Below are 15,768 nucleotides of genomic sequence, written 5' to 3'. Positions count from 1 at the left end.
AGGGGGGATCACCCGTATCGCGCCGGACGGGCCGGGGTCGAACTCCCGGCCCGTCCGGCGTTTCGCGTCCTGGGCGCGCCGCGGGGTCAGCCCCCGGCCCGATGACTCACATAGGCCAGAGTCCCCAGCACCAGCCGGGCGTGCGGCGGGCGGCCCGCGGTGTCGAGGGTCGGCGGGCGCAGCCAGCGGACCGGTCCGAGGCCGCCGAGGTCCGAGGGCGGGGCGGTGATGTGGTCGCCCGGCCCCAGGCAGCGCAGATCGAGGTCGGCGTCGTCCCACCCCATGCGGTACAGCAGCTCGGGAAGTTCGGCGGCGGCGCCGGGGGCGACGAAGAACTGGGCCCGCCCGTGCGGGTTGGCGGCCACCGGGCCGAGCGGCAGCCCCATCCGCTCCAGCCGGACCAGCGCGTGTCCGCCCACGTACTCCGAGACCTCCAGGACGTCGAACGAGCGGCCCACGGGCAGCAGTACGGCGGCCCCGGGGACCCGCTCCCACGCGGCCGCGGCGGCGTCCAGGGTGGCGCCCGCCGGGACGCCGGGGGCGAAGGCGAGGGGATGCGCCCCGGGGGAGGGACAGTCCCGGTCACCGCATGAACATTCGTTTCTGCCACCCCCCGAGCCCCGTGCCGCCCGCGCGCCCGGAACCACGTCCCAGCCCCACAGACCGGTGTACTCCGCCACCGTCGTGGACTCGGACGTACGGCCGCGGCGCCGTGAGCCGGACCGCATGTCCCGGATGCCGCCGATCGTGAAGCCCATGCCCCCTCCAACGGGTCCCGCTCTCGATGGTTACGAGTCGGAGCGTCGCGATGACGCTCCGTCGCCGATGAGGTGCGGCGGTGTGCGCTCCGATGTGACGGAGGTGGTGAGACGCGACCCGTGCGCCCCCACATGCACCCCTTCACCTGTTCCCGTCGCCTCGGTGTCAAGTGAATCGTGGGAAAGCGCAACCGGGTTCATTCGAAGGGGTGGCGAATGGTGGCGTTTTCGGAAATCGCCTCGCCGGAGGCGTGATCGTAGGATTACTTTCAGTGCACACTCCCTGGAAGCGGCGCTCGCTCGAATGCGAGCTGACGACGGGCGGAGTACGGATCGGTACATGCCACTGGCATGAGGCGGTTCCCCGTCCGGACGGTTGATGCGCCGCATCCCGGGGACAACTGACCGTGACAGAAGGCATTCTGGTGGCGGTCCGGGAAGATTCGTGGGATGGGGGCGTTCCGGGTGGGCGACGGCGGCGGCGGTGCTGGGAAGCGCCCCAATGCGCAATTGGGGTCGTGGTTCGTGCGCAGCGGCTGGTCGAAGGGGGAGCTGGCGCGCCAAGTCAACCGCAGAGCGCGGCAGTTAGGCGCCCACCACATCAGCACGGACACCTCGCGGGTGCGCCGCTGGCTGGACGGCGAGCAGCCCCGCGAGCCGATTCCGCAGATCCTCTCCGAGTTGTTCTCCGAGCGCTTCGGCTGTGTGGTCGGCATCGAGGACCTCGGGCTGCGCGCCGTCCACCGGTCACCGTCCGTATCCGGAGTGGACCTTCCCTGGGACGGGCCCGAAACGGTCGCGCTGATCGGCGAGTTCTCCCGCAGCGACCTGATGCTGGCCCGCCGCGGCTTCCTCGGCACCTCGCTCTCGCTGTCCGCGGGCCCTGCCCTCATCGAGCCCATGCAGCGCTGGCTGGTGCCCTCGACGGGCGGACAGCCCGGCGGCGCCCGCGCGGCCGACGGCGGGCGCGTACGCCGAGTCTCCCGGCTCTCCGAGCCCGAGCTGGAGCTGCTGGAGTCCACCATCGTGATGTTCCGCGCCTGGGACGCCCAGTGCGGGGGCGGGCTGCGCCGCAAGGCGGTGGTCGGCCAACTGCACGAGGTCACCGACCTGCTCCAGGAGCCGCATCCGGACACGGTCTCCCGGCGGCTGTTCAAGGTCGCGGGCGAGCTCGCCCAGCTGGCCGGGTGGATGAGCTATGACATCGGGCTCCAGCCCACCGCGCAGAAGTACTTCGTGCTCGCCCTCCACGCCGCCAAGGAATCCGGCGACCGCCCCCTCGGCTCGTACGTCCTCTCCAGCATGAGCCGCCAGATGATCCACGTCGGGCGGCCCGACGACGCGCTGGAGCTGATCCACCTCGCGCAGTACGGCAGCAGGGAGAACGCCACCCCGCGCACCCAGGCCATGCTGTATGCGATGGAGGCCCGCGCCTACGCCAATATGGGCCAGCCCAGCAAGTGCCACCGCGCCGTGAAGATGGCCGAGGACACCTTCGCCGAATGCGCCGGGGGCGACGGCGACCCGGACTGGATCCGCTTCTTCTCCGAGGCCGAGCTCAACGCGGAGAACGCCCACTCCTACCGCGATCTCGCCTATGTGGCCGGCCGCAGCCCCACCTACGCCAGGATGGCCGACCCGGTGATGCGCAAGGCCGTGCGGCTCTTCGGCCAGGAGACCGAGAACGAGTCCGGCCCCCAGCGTTCGTATGCGCTCAACCTGATCGGCATGGCCACCGTCCACCTCCTCCAGACCCAGCCCGAGCAGGCCGCGGCGGTCGCGCACGAAGCGCTGCCGCTCGCCAAGCGGGTGCGCTCGGAGCGGGTCAACAACCGGCTGCGCAAGACCGTGGACACGGCGGTGCGCCAGTTCGGCGACGTGCCGGAGATCGCCGATCTCAGTGAGCGGCTGGCCACCCTGATGCCCGACAACCCCGAGACGACGGGTCCCGGCCAGGCCGTCTGAGCGGTCCGGCGGTGATCGCGACACCGTAACGGAGGGCTCCGGCCCGTCCACCGCGGTTCACCGCCGCGTAACACTCCCGCGTCCTTCGTCACTGCGGTGAAACATCGGGCGGCATCGGCTGAAACGGCGCTGGGCCAACCTCGAGGCGAATACCGGCCCACCGATGTCCTGCCCGCACGGGCCGTCGCTTCGAGGAGACGTCCACATTGAATGGCGCAAATACAGCGTTCGTCTTGATCAGCGCCGCGCTCGTGATGCTGATGACCCCCGGCCTGGCCTTCTTCTACGGCGGCATGGTGCGGGTGAAGAGCGCCCTGAACATGCTGATGATGTCCTTCATCTCGCTCGGCGTCGTCTCGCTGCTGTGGGTGCTGTTCGGCTACTCGCTCACCTTCGGCGATGACATCGGCGGCGGGCTGCTGGGCAATCTCGACCACATCGGCTTCAAGGGCATCCAGCCGACCTCGCTGTGGGGCGAGAAGCCGGACGCGATCCCGGTCCTGGCCTTCGCGCTCTTCCAGCTGATGTTCGCGGTGATCACCCCCGCGCTGATCAGCGGAGCCGTCGCCGACCGCGTCAAGTTCGGCGCCTGGACGCTCTTCATCACCCTGTGGTCCACGGTCGTCTACTTCCCGGTCGCGCACTGGGTCTGGCAGGCCGACGGCTGGCTGTTCAAGAGGGAGGTCATCGACTTCGCGGGCGGCACGGCGGTCCACATCAACGCGGGCGCCGCGGGCCTCGCCGTGGCCCTGGTGCTCGGCAAGCGCATCGGCTTCAAGAAGGACCCGATGCGCCCGCACAACCTGCCGCTGGTGATGCTCGGCTCCGGGCTGCTGTGGTTCGGCTGGTTCGGCTTCAACGCCGGCTCCGCCCTCGCCGCCAACGGAACCGCCGCCAACATGGCCTTCAACACCCAGGTCGCCACCGGCGTCGCGATGCTCGGCTGGCTCGCGTACGAGCGCATCCGGCACGGCGCGTTCACCACCCTGGGCGCCGCGTCCGGCGCGGTCGCGGGCCTGGTCGCCATCACCCCCTCGGGCGCGGCGGTCAACGCCTGGGGCGCCATCGTGATCGGCCTGGTGGCCGGGGTCGTCTGCTCCTGGGCCGTCAGCCTCAAGTACAAGCTGGGCTACGACGACTCGCTCGACGTGGTCGGAGTGCACCTGGTCGGCGGCCTCATCGGCACCCTCCTGGTCGGCGTCCTCGCCACCGACGGCGTCGGCGGCATGACCCAGCTGGGCAAGCAGGCCCTCGGCGCCTTCACGGTGCTGGTCTACTCCTTCGTCGTCTCCTGGATCCTGGCCAAGCTCATCGACGTCACCATCGGCTTCCGGGCCAGTGAGGACGACGAGCTGGGCGGCATCGACCAGGCGTTCCACGCCGAGACCGCCTACGACTTCAGCGCGGTCGGCGGATCCCCCCGTAGTACCGTGCCCGCCGCGGGCCAGGCCGGCGCGTCCGCGCCGCAGAAGCCGCACAACAAGAAGGTGGACGCGTGAAGCTCATCACCGCAGTAGTGAAGCCGCACCGGCTCGACGAGATCAAAGAGGCGCTGCAGGCGTTCGGCGTCCAGGGTCTGACCGTCACCGAGGCCAGCGGCTACGGCCGTCAGCGCGGCCACACCGAGGTCTACCGGGGCGCGGAGTACACCGTCGACCTGGTGCCCAAGGTGCGCATAGAGGTGCTGGTCGAGGACGAGGACGCCGATGACCTCGTGGACGTCGTGGTCAAGGCGGCCCGCACCGGAAAGATCGGGGACGGCAAGGTCTGGAGCGTCCCCGTCGAGACCGCGGTCCGCGTCCGCACCGGGGAGCGCGGCCCGGACGCCCTCTGACCCCTCCGGACCACCAGTGGCACGCGGACAGGGAGCCGAGTTGACGGACAGCCTCGAGACCACGACCCACACCATCGACTCGGGGCCCGGCGGCTACGCGGCGGCGCGGCTGCGACTCCTCCAGGAGGAGTCGCGGTCCGGGCCGCCGCGCCGCGCCGCCCTGGCCGACCTCACCGACCAGTGGCTGGCCGCCCTGCTCACCGGCGGGGCGGAGACCGCCGGGATCGGCCAGGGTGTCGCCCTGGTGGCCGTCGGCGGCTACGGACGCGGCGAACTCTCCCCGCGCAGCGACCTCGACGTGCTGCTGCTGCACGACGGCTCCGCCGACCATTCGGCCCTGGCCGCGCTAGCCGACCACATCTGGTACCCCGTCTGGGACATGGGCCTCGCCCTCGACCACTCCGTGCGCACCTCCGCCGAGGCCCGCGGGACCGCCGCCGAGGATCTGAAGGTCCAGCTCGGCCTGCTCGACGCCCGCCACATCGCGGGCGACGCCGCGCTCACCGCCGATCTGCGCACCACCGTCCTCGCCGACTGGCGGGCCCAGGCCCCGCGGCGGCTGCCCGAGCTCCACGCGCTGTGCCAGGAGCGCGCCGAGCGCCATGGAGAGCTGCAGTTCCTGCTCGAACCCGATCTGAAGGAGGCCCGCGGCGGGCTCCGCGACGCCACCGCGCTGCGCGCCATCGCCGCCTCCTGGCTCGCCGACGCCCCCCGCGAGGGCCTCGACGACGCGCGGCGGCGGCTGCTGGACGCCCGTGACGCGCTCCATCTGTCCACCGGCCGCGCCACCGACCGCCTCGCGCTCCAGGAGCAGGACCAGGTCGCGGGCGCCCTCGGGCTGCTGGACGCCGACGCCCTGCTGCGCCAGATCTACGAATCCGCCCGGACCATCTCCTACGCGTCCGATGTCACCTGGCGCGAGGTCGAACGGGTGCTGCGCGCCCGCTCGGCCGCCCGGCCCCGGCTGCGCGCCCTCCTGGGCGGCCGCGGCGGACGCGGGGGCGCCGGAAGCGCCGCGGACGCCGGGGAGCGCAGCCCGCTCGCCGAGGGTGTGGTGGAGCAGGACGGCGAGGTGGTGCTGGCCCGCGCCGCGCGCCCCGACCGCGACCCCGTGCTCCCCCTGCGGGCCGCCGCGGCCGCCGCCCAGGCCGGACTACCGCTGTCCCTGCACGCCGTAAGGCGGCTGTCCGCCGCCGCCCGGCCGCTGCCCGTGCCGTGGCCGCCCGAGGCCAGGGAGCAGCTGATCACGCTGCTGGGCGCGGGCGAGTCCACCGTCGGGGTGTGGGAGGCCCTCGAGGCCGAGGGGCTGATCACCCGGCTGCTGCCGGACTGGGAGCGGGTGCGCTGCCGCCCGCAGCGCAACCCCGTCCACCGCTGGACCGTGGACCGGCACCTGGTCGAGACCGCGGTCCGGGCCAGCGCCCTCAGCCGCCGGGTCGGCCGCCCCGATCTGCTGCTGGTCGCCGCGCTGCTGCACGACATCGGCAAGGGCTGGCCCGGTGACCACTCGGTGGCCGGGGAGACCATCGCCCGCGATGTCGCCGCCCGCATCGGCTTCGACCGCGCGGACGTCGCCGTCCTCGCCACCCTCGTACGCCACCATCTGCTGCTCGTCGAGACCGCCACCCGCCGCGACCTGGACGACCCGGCCACGGTGCGCTCGGTCGCCGAGGCCGTCGGCAGCGCCGCCACGCTGGAACTGCTGCACGCCCTCACCGAGGCCGACGCCCTCGCCACCGGCCCCGCGGCCTGGAGCGCCTGGCGCGGCTCTCTCGTCGCCGACCTGGTCAAACGGGTCTCCGCGGTGCTCGCCGGCGAACCCGCGGACGACTGGTCCACGCCACAGCAGACCACGGCCGAGCAGGAGCGCCTCGCGGTCGAGGCATGGCGCACCGGCGGCCCGGTACTGGCCCTGCACGCACGCTCCGAATCACTGCCGCCGGGCGAAACGGGCCTCCTTACGGACGTCACCGAAGCGCCGCCCGAGGAGGGGCCCACCGGCCCCGAGCCGATCGGCGTGGAACTCCTCATCGCCGTTCCCGACCAGCCCGGCGTCCTCGCCACGGCGGCCGGCGTCCTGGCCCTGCACCGCCTTACGGTGCGCGCGGCGGATCTGCGCGCCGTCGAGCTGCCGTCCGAGCTGGACGCGGCGGGCGCGGTGGGCGGAGTGCTGCTGCTGAGCTGGCGGGTGGCGGCCGAATACGGTTCGCTGCCACAGGCCGCCCGGCTCCGGAACGACCTGCTCCGCGCCCTGGACGGCTCGCTCGACATCGTCGCCCGCCTCGCCGAGCGCGAGGCCGCCTACCGCAAGTACCCACGCCGCCGCGGGGTGCACGCCCCGCCACCCCGGGTCACGGTCGCCCCCGGCAGCTCCCAGCTCGCCACCGTGATCGAGGTCCGCGCCCAGGACGTCCCCGGCCTGCTGCACCGCATCGGCCGTGCCCTGGAGGACACCGGCGTCGCGGTCCGCAGCGCCCATGTCTCCACCCTCGGCGCCAACGCGGTGGACGCGTTCTATGTCACAGATGGCGCCGGCGCCCCGCTGAAACCCACGCACGCGGCGGAGGTGGCCCAGGAAGTCGAGCGGGCACTGACCAGCCCGCATGGGGCTTGAGGCCACGATTCAGCTCCCCCGGTGCTCGGGGCACGATTCAGCCCGCCCCGAGCTTGGGGAGCGGGGCTCACCTCCCAGCCTGTCCGGGGTTGGGGGAGTGGGGTTCGGGAGGGGCTGAGCGCCGCTCCGGCCGTCGTCGTCCGAGGGGGTGGATTGGCTCACTTCCCAGCCTCTCCGGGGCTGGAGGAGCGGGTTCGAGAGGGGCTGAGCCTGGCTCGGGCTGGTGTCGTCCGAGGGGGTGGATCGGCCCACTTCCCAGCCTCTCCGGCGTTTGAGGAGCGGGGTCCGGGGCGGAGCCCCGGCGGGGGCACGGGGGCGGAGCCCCCGGAACGGAGGTCGCGCCGCAAACCAGGGGGCAGACCGTTCGCGCGACGGGCGGATACCCTTGGAGGCCGACCACCGACCCGACATCCGACCGAAGGATTCGCGACCACCGTGTTCGATACCCTCTCCGATCGCCTCGCAGCGACTTTCAAGAACCTCCGGGGCAAGGGACGCCTCAGCGAGGCGGACATCGACGCCACGGCACGCGAGATCCGGATCGCCCTGCTCGAAGCCGACGTGGCGCTGCCCGTCGTCCGGGCGTTCATCAAGCAGGTCAAGGAGCGCAGCCTCGGCGCGGAGGTCTCCCAGGCGCTCAACCCCGCCCAGCAGGTCATCAAGATCGTCAACGAGGAGCTCGTCGGCATCCTCGGCGGCGACGCCCGGCGCCTCCGCTTCGCCAAGCAGCCGCCGACCGTGATCATGCTCGCGGGTCTGCAGGGCGCCGGTAAGACCACACTCGCCGGAAAGCTCGGCCGCTGGCTGAAGGGTCAGGGCCACGCCCCGCTGCTCGTCGCCTGTGACCTCCAGCGCCCCAACGCCGTCAACCAGCTCTCGGTGGTCGCGGAGCGGGCCGGTGTCGCCGTCTTCGCCCCCGAGCCGGGCAACGGCGTCGGCGACCCGGTGAAGGTGGCGCAGGACTCGATCGAGTTCGCCCGGACCAAGCAGCACGACGTCGTGATCGTCGACACCGCGGGCCGCCTCGGCATCGACGAGGAGCTGATGCGGCAGGCGGCCGACATCCGCGACGCGGTCCGCCCGGACGAGGTCCTCTTCGTCGTCGACGCGATGATCGGCCAGGACGCGGTGAACACCGCGGAGGCGTTCCGCGACGGCGTCGGCTTCGACGGTGTCGTGCTGTCCAAGCTGGACGGCGACGCGCGCGGCGGTGCCGCGCTGTCCATCGCGCATGTCACCGGCCGCCAGATCATGTTCGCCTCCAATGGCGAGAAGCTGGACGACTTCGACGCGTTCCACCCGGACCGCATGGCGTCCCGCATCCTCGGCATGGGCGACATGCTCAGCCTGATCGAGAAGGCCGAGCAGACCTTCAGCCAGCAAGAGGCCGAGAAGATGGCGGCCAAGCTGGCGAAGGGCCCCAAGGAGTTCACGCTCGACGACTTCCTGGCGCAGATGGAGCAGGTCCGCAAGATGGGCTCCATCTCCAAGCTGCTCGGCATGCTGCCGGGCATGGGCCAGATGAAGGACCAGATCAACAACCTGGACGAGCGGGATGTGGACCGCACCGCGGCCATCATCAAGTCGATGACCCCCGGCGAGCGCCAGGACCCCACGATCATCAACGGCTCGCGCCGCGCCCGTATCGCCCGCGGTTCCGGCGTCGAGGTGAGCGCGGTCAAGAACCTGGTGGAGCGGTTCTTCGACGCGCGCAAGATGATGTCGAAGATGGCCCAGGGCGGCATGCCGGGGATGCCCGGGATGCCGGGCATGCCGGGCATGGGCGGCGGCAACAAGCGCAAGGGCAAGCAGCAGAAGAAGGCCAAGGGCAAGCAGCGCTCGGGCAACCCCATGAAGCGCAAGGCCGAGGAGCAGGCCGCCGCGGCGCGCCGCGAGCAGGGCGGCGCGTTCGGGCTGCCCAACGGCGACCAGGGCGGCCAGGACTTCGAACTCCCCGACGAGTTCAAGAAGTTCATGGGCTGAGCCGCCCCGGCTCCCGGGCCGCCCCCGTACGAACGAACCGTAAGGCCCCTGCGCACATCGTCAGGGGCCTTACGCGACGACCCCGTCCAAGACGCGGCAGACGACGCCGTTCGGACGCGGCAGACGGCCCCGTCCGGACGCGGCAGACCAGATATCAGACGCGGCAGATCAGATAGCGGAAGACGTTCGGCATCCACACCGTGCCGTCCGCCCGCTGATGCGGATGCAGCGCCTCGATGATCTCCTTGCGGACCTGGGTCGGATCCGTGGCCCGCTCCGCCGCGTCGAACAGCCCCGTCGACAGGAGCCCGCGCACCGCGCTGTCCATGTCGGCGTACCCGAACGGGCAGGCCACCCGCCCCGAGCCGTCGGGCCGCAGGCCCGCCCGCGCGGCCAGCTCCTCCAGGTCGTCCCGGCCGCACAGCTGCCAGCGCGCGGGAGGGGGCACCTCCCGGCGGTGGCCGGGGGCGCACATCGGATCGGCGAGCCGCGCGCCCACCCACAGCACCCCGGAGGTGGCGCAGCGCTCCGGCGGGCCCCATCCGGCGAGCACCACGGCCCCGCCAGGCCCGGTACCGGCCGCGGCCGCCGCGAGCGCGTCCGCCGCGGCGGACACCGTCGCACCGGGGCTTCCCGCGCCCAGGGCCGACAGCGGCTCGAAGGCGGTCACCACCGTGAAGGACGCGTCCGCCGCGGCCTCCCGCACACAGGGGCTCTCCGGGCCGCCGAGCCCCAGCCGGGCGGGCCGTGCCCGGTCGCCCGCCGCGCCCGCGGCGGTCAGCCGCTCCCGCGCCAGGTCCAGGCGCCGCTCGTCCGTGTCCACCCCGCAGACCGCGGCGCCGCGCGCGGCCGCCATGAGGAGGGCGAGCCCGGAGCCGCAGCCCAGGCCCAGCAGACGCGTTCCGGCGCCGACGTCCAGCCGCTCGTACACGGCCTCGTACAGCGGGACCAGCATCCGCTCCTGGATCTCGGTCCAGTCGCGGGTGCGAGCGTGCGCGTCCGTCGTCCACGACGAGGAGGGGCGCGGGCGGTGCCGCCGTACGAGCGCAGATGTCATCGAAAGGGCCCCAATCAGCGAAGAGCTGTGCCGTCGTCAGATTCGGTGTCACATCCCCCGTTGTGCGTTTCCCCCGTGGTGCGTTGTGACGTCCCACCCCCAAATGCCAGGGAACTCCGCATCCGTCCCCGCGTCCAGAGGTTTCACGGCCGTGCTTGCGTGCCCCCTTTGTGCGCCCCCGCACACCTGTGCGTTGGCCTCGCTCCCCGAACCGCCCCCTGACCTCCGCCGGGCCGCCGGGCGGCCGCGAGCGTGGCGCGGGCGTGGCGCGGGTGATGGCGGGCACCGATCGGCTCGTTTTGGTCCGATTCACGGTTCGGTACGCCCGGGTCGTACGATCGGCGCCATGGCTAAGGCTCCCGTGCTCACCCCCCAGGCGGAGGACTTCCCCCGCTGGTACCAGGACGTGATCAACAAGGCCGAACTGGCCGACAACGGCCCGGTGCGCGGCACCATGGTGATCCGACCGTACGGGTACGGGCTCTGGGAGCGGATGCAGCAGGACATGGACGCCCGCATCAAGGCGGTCGGCGTCCAGAACGCGTACTTCCCGCTCTTCATCCCGCAGTCGTATCTGGCCAGGGAGGCCGATCACGTCGAGGGGTTCGCGCCGGAGCTCGCGGTCGTCACCCATGGCGGCGGTAAGGAGCTCGAGGAGCCGGTCGTCGTCCGGCCCACCTCCGAGACCATCGTCAACGAGTACTTCTCCAAGTGGGTGCAGAGCTACCGCGATCTGCCGCTGCTGATCAACCAGTGGGCCAATGTGGTGCGTTGGGAGCTGCGGCCGCGGCTGTTCCTGCGGACGACCGAGTTCCTGTGGCAGGAGGGCCACACCGCGCACGCGTCGTACGAGGACGCCCGGGACTTCGCCGCCCGGATCCATCGCGAGGTCTACGCCCGGTTCATGGAGGACGTCCTGGCGATGGACGTGGTCCTGGGCCGCAAGACCGCCCGCGAGCGGTTCGCCGGCGCCCTCAACACCCTCACCCTCGAAGGGATGATGGGCGACGGCAAGGCGCTCCAGCTGGGCACCAGCCATGAGCTGGGCCAGAACTTCGCCCGTGCGTTCCACACCAGCTATCTGTCCAGGGACGGCGAGCAGGAGCTGGTCTGGCAGACCTCCTGGGGCAGCACGACCCGGATGGTCGGCGCGCTGGTGATGATGCACGGCGACGACAACGGGCTGCGGATCCCGCCGAGGCTGGCCCCCATCCAGGTCGTGGTGCTGGCGATCAAGGGCGATGACGCGGTGCTCGCCAAGGTCCGCGAGATCGGCGAGCAGCTCGCCGCGGCGGGCGTGCGGGTCCATGTCGACGACCGTACGGACACCCCCTTCGGCCGGCGCGCGGTCGACTGGGAGCTCAAGGGCGTGCCGGTCCGGGTCGAGGTCGGCCCGCGCGACCTGGAGGGCGGCACCGCGATGGTGGCCAGGCGGATCCCCGGCGGCAAGGAGCCGGTGCGCGCCGAGCTGCTGCCGGAGTTGCTGCCCAAGGTCCTGGAGGAGGACCAGGCGCTGTTGCTGCGGCAGGCCCGTGAGCGCCGTAAGGCGCGCACCACGGACGTGACGACCATGGAGGAGGCCGCCGAGGCCGCGGCGGCGGGCGGCTGGGCCCGCATCCGGTGGGCGGACCTGGGACCGGAGGGCGAGGCGGCGCTCGCCGAGCGGTCCGTATCCGTGCGGTGTCTGGTCACCGAGGACGGGGCGGTTCCGGACGCCGACGACGCTCCCGGTAACGTCGCGTTCGTCGCGAGAGCGTACTGACGTCGCGAGAGCCGACGTCGCGAGTGCCTACTGAACCGGTACGTACCGGCTTGGTGCGCGGTGCGTGGCTCATCCACACATTTACGCACCCGCCCCTCGTCGTCGTACATCACCGTGAACTGACTGGTACGTGCAAATTATTTGGGATGCCCCGGAATCGGAACACCGGACCGGTCCCGCTCGTTAGCACGACGTGAGCACGACACCACCTGTTCTCGCCGCAGAGCTGGCGCAGGCGTGGGCCGATATTCAACGGCACCACCCCGAGCTGCCGGATCTCGCCGCGCCCGAATCGCTGATCGGAGAATCGTCGTCCGCATGTGGCGCCGAGCTCTCCTTCGAACGGCTGCTGCATGAGGCAGTGCATGGGATCGCCGCTGCCCGCGGTGTCCGTGACACCTCACGCGCCGGCCGCTACCACAACCGCCGGTTCCTGGCGATCGCCGAGGAGCTGGGTCTTGACCATCCCGAGGAGCCGCATCCCAGTAGCGGCTTCTCGCTGGTCACCCTCAGCCCCGAGGCGAGAAAGCGGTACCGGACGACGATCGACCGCCTCCAGCGCGCACTCAAGGCGCACACGGTGGCGACCACCGCCGAGACCTCCCGCACCTTCCGCGGGCCCGCCGCGCGCCACGGCTCGTCCGGTGGCGGGGTCCGGGTGAAGGCGGTGTGCGACTGCGGGCGCAATGTCCGCGTCGTCCCGTCGGTGCTGGCCCAGGCGCCGATCATGTGCGGTGGATGCGGGAAGCCGTTCCGCATTCCGGAGCCGGTGGCCGCGGTCGGCTGACCTGTCACGGTGTGGCAGAATGGTCTGCTGTACTCGACAGCCGACCAGGACCCCTCTCTCCTCCGGCTGACGCGTCCATCGGGCACTCGGGTACCGCAACCCCACGCGGCACGTCGCAGTGCTCAACCACGTCAAGACCAGGAGACACCACTCCCGTGGCAGTCAAGATCAAGCTGAAGCGTCTGGGCAAGATCCGGTCGCCTCACTACCGCATCGTCGTCGCCGACTCCCGCACCCGCCGTGACGGCCGGGCGATCGAGGAGATCGGTCTGTACCACCCGGTGCAGAACCCGTCGCGCATCGAGGTGGACTCGGAGCGTGTGCAGCACTGGCTGAAGGTCGGCGCGCAGCCGACCGAGCCGGTGATGGCCATTCTGAAGGTCACCGGTGACTGGCAGAGGTTCAAGGGTCTGCCCGCCCCGGCCCCGATGAAGGTCGCCGAGCCGAAGGCCGACAAGCGTGCGCTGTTCGAGGCGGCCGCCAAGGACGCCGGTGACGAGCCGAAGGGTGAGGCGATCACCCCGAAGGCGAAGAAGGCCGACAAGAAGTCGGACGAGGCGGCCGAGTCCGCTGAGTCCACCGCGTCGACCGAGGCCTGAGGATGCTCGAGGAGGCCCTCGAGCACCTGGTGAAGGGCATCGTCGACAACCCCGACGAGGTGCAGGTGGCCTCGCGCAACCTGCGTCGCGGGCGGGTGCTCGAGGTCCGGGTGCACCCCGATGACCTCGGCAAGGTGATCGGCCGCAATGGCCGCACCGCACGCGCCCTGCGCACCGTCGTGGGCGCCATCGGCGGCCGTGGGATCCGCGTCGACCTCGTCGACGTCGATCAGGTCCGCTGAGGCGATCAAGAAGAGCACCGGCACGGGCCGGGGAGGGCTTTGGGCCGTCCCCGGCCCGTGTGTGTGAAGGGACATCGCATCGTGCAGTTGGTTGTCGCGCGGATCGGCCGTGCCCATGGCATCAAGGGCGAGGTCACCGTCGAGGTGCGGACGGACGAGCCGGAGCTGCGGCTCGGCTCGGGCGCCGTGCTGGCCACCGAGCCCGCCTCGGCCGGGCCGCTGACCATCGAGTCCGGCCGGGTGCACAGCGGCCGGCTGCTGCTGCGCTTCGAGGGGGTGCGCGACCGCACCGACGCGGAGGCACTGCGCAACACCCTGCTGATCGCGGAGGTCGACCCGGAGGAACTCCCCGAGGATCCCGAGGAGTTCTACGACCATCAGCTGATCGACCTCGATGTGGTCACCGTGGACGGCACGGAGGTCGGGCGGATCTCCGAGATCTCCCATCTGCCGTACCAGGATCTGCTGGTGGTGAAGCGCCCCGACGGGGGTGAGGTGCTGATCCCGTTCGTCTCCGAGGTCGTGCCGGAGATCGATCTGGAGGAGCAGCGCGCCGTGATCGACCCGCCGCCGGGTCTGCTCGACGAGACCGAGGCGGAGATCGCGGGCAGCCGCGACAAGGACGCTGCGGGCAACCGTAAGGACGAGACCGCGGGGGGCCGTCAGGGCGTGGCCGCCGGTGGCCGTAAGGGCGCTGCCGCGGACAGCGGTGAGACCACGGGCGACGACCGTAAGGGCGACACCGCGGGCGGCCGTGAGGGCGAGTCGTCATGAGGCTCGACGTCGTCACGATCTTCCCCGAGTACCTGGAGCCGCTGAACGTCTCGCTGGTCGGCAAGGCCCGCGCCCGCGGACAGCTCGACGTGCGCGTCCACGATCTGCGCGCCTGGACGCACGACCGGCACAACACGGTCGACGACACCCCGTACGGCGGCGGCCCCGGCATGGTGATGAAGCCCGAGCCCTGGGGCGAGGCGCTTGACTCGATCATGGCGTCGGGTGAGGCCGAGGGGCTGGTCAAGCCCACCCTGGTCGTGCCGACCCCGAGCGGCCGTCCGTTCACCCAGTCCCTAGCCGTCGAACTCGCCGAGCGCCCCTGGCTGGTCTTCGCGCCCGCCCGCTACGAGGGCATCGACCGCCGGGTGATCGAGGAGTACGGCGAGCGGCTGGAGGTCCACGAGGTCTCGATCGGCGACTACGTCCTGGCCGGGGGCGAGGCCGCGGTGCTGGTGATCACCGAGGCGGTGGCCCGGCTGCTGCCGGGTGTGCTGGGCAACGCCGAGTCGCACCGCGACGACTCCTTCGCCCCCGGCACGATGGCCGACCTCCTGGAGGGGCCCGTCTACACCAAGCCCCCCGAGTGGCGCGGCCGCGCCATCCCGGAGGTGCTGATCAGCGGCCATCACGGCAGGGTCGCCCGCTGGCGCCGGGACGAGGCGTTCCGCCGCACCAGCGAGAACCGCCCCGATCTGATCGAGCGCTGCGACCCGGCGACGCTCGACAAGCACGACCGCGCGCTCCTGGCCGAGCTGGGCTGGGAGGAGCTGCCCGGGACCGGCGGGGAGACCAGCGGGACGAACGGTAAGGCGACCGGCGGGACGACCGGTGGGGCCCGATTTGGGCGGCCGGACCGGGCCGTGGAAGAATAGGCCGCTGCCGTACGTCCGGGTGTGCGCCCCTGCCACAGGGGGACCGACGCCCACCCGATGAGGGCGGCACTCCGAATCATCATTCGATATTCCGCTGATGACCTGTGGCATCGGCGAGGAAAGCAGACGATCATGTCTCACCTGCTCGACACCGTCGACTCCGCGTCGCTGCGCAGCGACATCCCGACCTTCCGCCCCGGCGACACGGTCAACGTCCACGTCCGCGTCATCGAGGGCAACCGCTCCCGTGTCCAGCAGTTCAAGGGCGTCGTCATCCGCCGCCAGGGCTCCGGTGTCCGCGAGACCTTCACCGTCCGCAAGGTGAGCTTCAGCGTCGGCGTGGAGCGCACCTTCCCGGTGCACACCCCGATCGTCGAGAAGATCGAGGTCGTCACCCGCGGTGATGTGCGCCGGGCGAAGCTGTACTACCTGCGCGACCTCCGCGGCAAGGCCGCCAAGATCAAGGAGAAGCGCGAGAACTGAGCTCGCGGCTGGATCGCGGCGATTTTGCGCGACTA

At 71.7% G+C, this 15,768-nt stretch carries 14 protein-coding genes; 12 read left to right on the top strand and 2 right to left on the bottom strand.

Annotated features, from left to right (window positions below; genetic code table 11):
- Window positions 1–86: 86 nt before the first annotated feature.
- On the bottom strand, window positions 87–758 hold the full coding sequence (locus tag NP777_RS14235) for a bifunctional DNA primase/polymerase (RefSeq protein ID WP_256650514.1): 672 nt from the start codon (window positions 756–758) through the stop codon (window positions 87–89).
- Between the two features lie 450 nt (window positions 759–1,208).
- On the opposite strand from NP777_RS14235, the gene nsdA reads away from it, so the two are divergent.
- From nsdA to ffh, 5 genes are all read left to right on the top strand, one after another.
- Window positions 1,209–2,723: a transcriptional repressor NsdA gene (gene nsdA, locus NP777_RS14230; protein ID WP_256650513.1), complete on the top strand. Its 1,515-nt coding sequence runs from the start codon at window positions 1,209–1,211 to the stop codon at window positions 2,721–2,723.
- 206 nt (window positions 2,724–2,929) lie between these two features.
- Complete coding sequence (locus NP777_RS14225; RefSeq protein ID WP_256650512.1) at window positions 2,930–4,222, top strand: ammonium transporter; 1,293 nt, start codon at window positions 2,930–2,932, stop codon at window positions 4,220–4,222.
- Window positions 4,219–4,557, top strand: a complete 339-nt coding sequence (locus NP777_RS14220) for a P-II family nitrogen regulator (protein WP_014055184.1) — start codon at window positions 4,219–4,221, stop codon at window positions 4,555–4,557. Before NP777_RS14225 ends, NP777_RS14220 begins: the two co-directional genes overlap by 4 nt.
- Before the next feature lie 40 nt (window positions 4,558–4,597).
- Window positions 4,598–7,171, top strand: coding sequence for a [protein-PII] uridylyltransferase (locus NP777_RS14215; protein ID WP_256650511.1), 2,574 nt, complete (start codon window positions 4,598–4,600; stop codon window positions 7,169–7,171).
- A gap of 435 nt (window positions 7,172–7,606) precedes the next feature.
- Window positions 7,607–9,154, top strand: a complete 1,548-nt coding sequence (gene ffh, locus NP777_RS14210) for a signal recognition particle protein (RefSeq protein ID WP_256650510.1) — start codon at window positions 7,607–7,609, stop codon at window positions 9,152–9,154.
- Window positions 9,155–9,308: 154 nt separating this feature from the next.
- Here the strand turns inward: ffh and NP777_RS14205 are convergent, their stop codons facing one another.
- On the bottom strand, window positions 9,309–10,211 hold the full coding sequence (locus tag NP777_RS14205) for a methyltransferase domain-containing protein (protein ID WP_256650509.1): 903 nt from the start codon (window positions 10,209–10,211) through the stop codon (window positions 9,309–9,311).
- A 346-nt stretch (window positions 10,212–10,557) separates the two neighbouring features.
- Here NP777_RS14205 and proS point away from each other — a divergent pair, with 346 nt between their 5' ends.
- The 7 genes from proS (at window position 10,558) to rplS (ending at window position 15,733) form a co-directional block, all read left to right on the top strand.
- Window positions 10,558–11,973 (top strand): proline--tRNA ligase, encoded by a 1,416-nt coding sequence (gene proS, locus NP777_RS14200; protein ID WP_256650508.1) that lies wholly within the window; start codon window positions 10,558–10,560, stop codon window positions 11,971–11,973.
- A 193-nt stretch (window positions 11,974–12,166) separates the two neighbouring features.
- Window positions 12,167–12,760, top strand: coding sequence for a hypothetical protein (locus NP777_RS14195; RefSeq protein ID WP_030834213.1), 594 nt, complete (start codon window positions 12,167–12,169; stop codon window positions 12,758–12,760).
- A gap of 155 nt (window positions 12,761–12,915) precedes the next feature.
- Complete coding sequence (rpsP, locus tag NP777_RS14190; protein WP_256650507.1) at window positions 12,916–13,359, top strand: 30S ribosomal protein S16; 444 nt, start codon at window positions 12,916–12,918, stop codon at window positions 13,357–13,359.
- A gap of 2 nt (window positions 13,360–13,361) precedes the next feature.
- Window positions 13,362–13,601, top strand: coding sequence for an RNA-binding protein (locus NP777_RS14185; protein WP_020868149.1), 240 nt, complete (start codon window positions 13,362–13,364; stop codon window positions 13,599–13,601).
- Window positions 13,602–13,682: 81 nt separating this feature from the next.
- Entirely contained in the window at window positions 13,683–14,375 is a 693-nt protein-coding gene (gene rimM / locus NP777_RS14180) for a ribosome maturation factor RimM (RefSeq protein WP_256650506.1), read from the top strand.
- Window positions 14,372–15,250 carry a tRNA (guanosine(37)-N1)-methyltransferase TrmD gene (gene trmD / locus NP777_RS14175; protein ID WP_256650505.1) on the top strand — a complete coding sequence of 293 codons (879 nt, stop codon included), beginning with the start codon at window positions 14,372–14,374 and terminating at the stop codon, window positions 15,248–15,250. Before rimM ends, trmD begins: the two co-directional genes overlap by 4 nt.
- A gap of 132 nt (window positions 15,251–15,382) precedes the next feature.
- The gene (gene rplS / locus NP777_RS14170; RefSeq protein WP_030834224.1) at window positions 15,383–15,733 is read left to right on the top strand and encodes a 50S ribosomal protein L19; all 351 of its coding nucleotides are present in this window, start codon (window positions 15,383–15,385) and stop codon (window positions 15,731–15,733) included.
- Window positions 15,734–15,768: the final 35 nt, after the last annotated feature.

The sequence above is a fragment of the Streptomyces rugosispiralis genome, assembly GCF_024505145.1.
Lineage (GTDB): Bacteria > Actinomycetota > Actinomycetes > Streptomycetales > Streptomycetaceae > Streptomyces > Streptomyces rugosispiralis.
This window is presented reverse-complemented; position numbering and strand designations above follow the sequence as displayed.

Coding starts and splice junctions, on each gene's coding strand:
- NP777_RS14235 (WP_256650514.1), bottom strand. CDS start 758: ATGGGCTTCACGATCGGCGGCATCCGGGACATGCGGTCCGGCTCACGG.
- nsdA (WP_256650513.1), top strand. CDS start 1,209: ATGGGGGCGTTCCGGGTGGGCGACGGCGGCGGCGGTGCTGGGAAGCGC.
- NP777_RS14205 (WP_256650509.1), bottom strand. CDS start 10,211: ATGACATCTGCGCTCGTACGGCGGCACCGCCCGCGCCCCTCCTCGTCG.
- proS (WP_256650508.1), top strand. CDS start 10,558: ATGGCTAAGGCTCCCGTGCTCACCCCCCAGGCGGAGGACTTCCCCCGC.
- NP777_RS14185 (WP_020868149.1), top strand. CDS start 13,362: ATGCTCGAGGAGGCCCTCGAGCACCTGGTGAAGGGCATCGTCGACAAC.
- trmD (WP_256650505.1), top strand. CDS start 14,372: ATGAGGCTCGACGTCGTCACGATCTTCCCCGAGTACCTGGAGCCGCTG.
- rplS (WP_030834224.1), top strand. CDS start 15,383: ATGTCTCACCTGCTCGACACCGTCGACTCCGCGTCGCTGCGCAGCGAC.